3 protein-coding genes are annotated in these 3,253 nt (G+C 41.4%); 1 reads left to right on the top strand and 2 read right to left on the bottom strand.

The genetic code is table 11. The features are described 5' to 3' along the window. A partial coding sequence (locus J5224_RS24285) for an AAA family ATPase (RefSeq protein WP_264627790.1) occupies positions 1-1,129 on the bottom strand: 1,129 nt, incomplete at its 3' end. Positions 1,130-1,790: 661 nt separating this feature from the next. Here J5224_RS24285 and J5224_RS24280 point away from each other — a divergent pair. Then, entirely contained in the window at positions 1,791-2,777 is a 987-nt protein-coding gene (locus tag J5224_RS24280; RefSeq protein ID WP_264627791.1) for an ArdC family protein, read from the top strand. A 288-nt stretch (positions 2,778-3,065) separates the two neighbouring features. Here the strand turns inward: J5224_RS24280 and J5224_RS24275 are convergent. Then, positions 3,066-3,253, bottom strand: a 188-nt coding sequence (locus tag J5224_RS24275) for a hypothetical protein (RefSeq protein WP_264627789.1), incomplete at its 5' end; no start/stop codon positions are given.

The following is a 3,253-nucleotide window of genomic DNA, read 5'->3' as shown; positions in this document are numbered from 1 at the left end:
CTTCCAAGTATTTTATCTTTTCATGAATGTCATTTTGATTGATTTTGTCTGATTTTATTTTGAAAATATTTGAAAGATAATATTGTATTAACTTTTGTAGTCGTTCTATTTTTTTTCCAGCCACATCAGAAGCACCAAAAATATCTTTTTGTGAGTTAATTGTGGCTAATATAAATAAAAGTGTATCATCCGCCTTTGGCAATGTAGAATCTAATATTTTGACTTTATTATTTTCTATATCTCTTTCTATACTGTCAATTTCCTGCTTATATCTTAATTGTAGAGAACGGATGGTACTTCTTTCATTACTTAAAACATCCAAATCATTCTGTAACTTATTTATATATTCAACTGTTTCTGCTCTAAGGCCTTTTAAAACGCCAATTTGATTTCGATGCCCAGTCTTATCCTCTGGGGTTTGGAAATTTTCTTTAATTTTTTTTATTTGTTTATTGACCGTGTTACGTAAGTTTCGAAAATCTGAGTCAAGCTCGAGTACCTTACGTGTCAGTTCTTTCCATTGAATTGATTTTTCATTGTCAAGAAGGAGTATCCGCAAAAGTTCTCTTTGTGCGCTTGTATCCCAAACCAATGCACGACGATTTTCCTGATAAAAAACAATATAATGTAATATTAAAAGCCAGTCCCCAAAGCTACTGACATTTGAAAGACCTTGAATTTGATCTTGGAATAATTCTTCATCATTAACTCGATTGGAAAGAGGTAACAATGTTTGACCAATTTTGATATCTATAATTGAAAGATTTGATAAATTTCTAGTTACGGATAACGTTGTGTTATCAAAATCAACTATTAATGTACATTTTGCATCTGTAGCATTATCGGAAACCCTATCAGAGAAAAAAGATTTCAAATCTTTTCTTTCTGCGGCGATGATATTTAAATTACCAAGTTCATCGTTTTGATCGAATTTTGCAAGGTCAAAAGGCCCTGATAACATCCTAAAAAGAATATTTATTAATGTGCTTTTTCCAAGACCATTTGCACCAAGAACAAGGGTCAGTCCTTGCTTAGAAAAGTCAATATGTAACCCTGGTTTTTCTGCTGTTCCTGGATAAAGGCCATACCCATCGATATCTAGTTGTTTTAAAATAGGAAAATTAACCACGTCCCCCCCAGTTCAATCAGTGATTCCTATCAATGATGGTTTTTTAAGACACATCCTATCTTATAGAAGAAGATAGAATGTTGAAGGTAAAGATTCAACACATTTATTAATTGAATATAATTGAATTAATACAATAACTTATGATTATTTTGTGATAATGATCAAAAATTCCAATTGATTGATGATTTAAATACATAATTGTGTAAACGATTTCATATCCAGTCACTCGCCTCTTGGTGTGACGTTACTCCCAGAAACTATGGGGCCAATGTGCGCTTATCTAGGTAGACCGGAGATAATAAGATCGCTGCTGGAATGAGTGTCTCGGTTGCAGGTTCTGCCCGCTGTTTGGCGTACTCTCCTAATGAAATCATTTCTTATATGTATGGCTTCGCTATGTGATACGACGATGTTAGTACCGACAAAAAGTTCCTGTCAGTGTAAGTTCAGGACCGAGTACTACCTGCCTATTTCACCTCTTCGGAGTAAGGGGGGCTACGTCCAGCAATGTAGTCTCCGATTTTTTCTTCCGCGCACTTTCCGTTCCCGTATCAGCTTCCGTCAAATCGTTTCCCAACACAACCCGTCCCGCAAGGGTAAATGGCACGCATGCTGCGCCCTTGCGTGCCGGAACGATGCCGGGAAAGCGAACCGTCAGGCGATACGAAGACGAAAATCACTCACTGACGGAGAAAAAACGAAGACGATTTCCCTGCATACCACCCGGACAAGCGCCCCTAACACCGCAGCGGCGACCAGCGTATCCCCGCTGGAGCAGTCAGGCTCCCCAAAAACGAAATTTTCTAAAACCAGAACCGACATTTATCAGACCGTTACTGACAACATCATTGCAGCGCTGGAAGCAGGAGTTAAGCCTTGGGCGTGTCCGTGGCAGCGTGTAGCAGGTATGTCCGGATTACCTTCAAACTATGCTACTCAAGTGGCTTACAGCGGGATGAATATCATGTTGCTGTGGTGCAGCGCATCAAAACAGGGTTTCAGCGATTCACGCTGGATGACCTACAAACAGGCTCAGGCAGCAGGTGGACAGGTTCGCAAGGGTGAGCATGGAACAACAGCTATTTTCTACACCACCCTCGAAAAGGAAAACGACACCGGAGACATTGAACATATCCCGATGCTGAAAACCTTCACCGTGTTTAACGTTCAGCAAATCGACGGTTTGCCCCTGACAACGGAAACGGTCAGCCCAGAAGCGACATTTGACCCGTTACCGCAGGCTGAAAATCTGTTCAATAAGAGCGGCGCAAACATCATCGAGAAAGGACAAAATGCTTTTTTCAGCCCATCAACAGATGAAGTCTGGCTACCGGAACGCCATCTGTTTTCTGATGTGGCGAATTTCTACGCTACAGGCCTGCATGAGCTGGTTCACTGGAGTGGTGGCAAAAAACGCCTGAACCGTGAAATGAAAGGGAAGTTTGGCAGTGCGGATTATGCTCTTGAGGAGCTGATCGCCGAGCTGGGAAGCGCGTTCATGATGGCGGATCTGGGGATTGTCGGAGAGGTACAGCACGAGAGCTATATTGCTTCCTGGCTGAAAGCACTGAAGAACGACAAACGATATATTTTCAAAGCGGCCAGTACGGCATCAAAAGCGCATCGTTATTTGATGGATAAAGCTTGAGGGCAGGGTAAGAAGCCGCAAAGGAATGCGGCTTTGACCATATATTTCTGTGGGCAGATTCGTGGTGGTGTTAAAGATATAAGCTCTCTGCAAATTTTTCGTGGCACTGTGTGTCAGGAAAAATTCGCAGGCTGCGGGAGCGGGCGGCAAAGAGCCCGATCATCGCTCTAGATATATTGGCTCAGACTTGATCTGGCCGTGTTCTCTGTTAGCGCACCATTCAGCATGACAGTCGGCAAAGAGCTGTGAGTTCAACCGATGAACGCCTTTGTAGTTGAGCTATTTATTCTAAACCGTAATACTGTATAAATGCCGTTTATTAAGCTTTTCGTTTATTTCGGCTTTTCGCCCAAGGTAAACAAATTCCATTATGTCATTGAATTCTTCATTCTCAGTACTATTCTTATCAAGAACGCCTTCGTCTAAGTAGAGTGGTTTTGCCTGCTCAAAGTTATTGTAAAGCAACCCTTGCTTCT

This window comes from Candidatus Symbiopectobacterium sp. NZEC135, from assembly GCF_025962695.1.
Note: the sequence above shows the minus strand (reverse complement) of the source record. Positions and strands in the feature narration are given on the sequence as shown.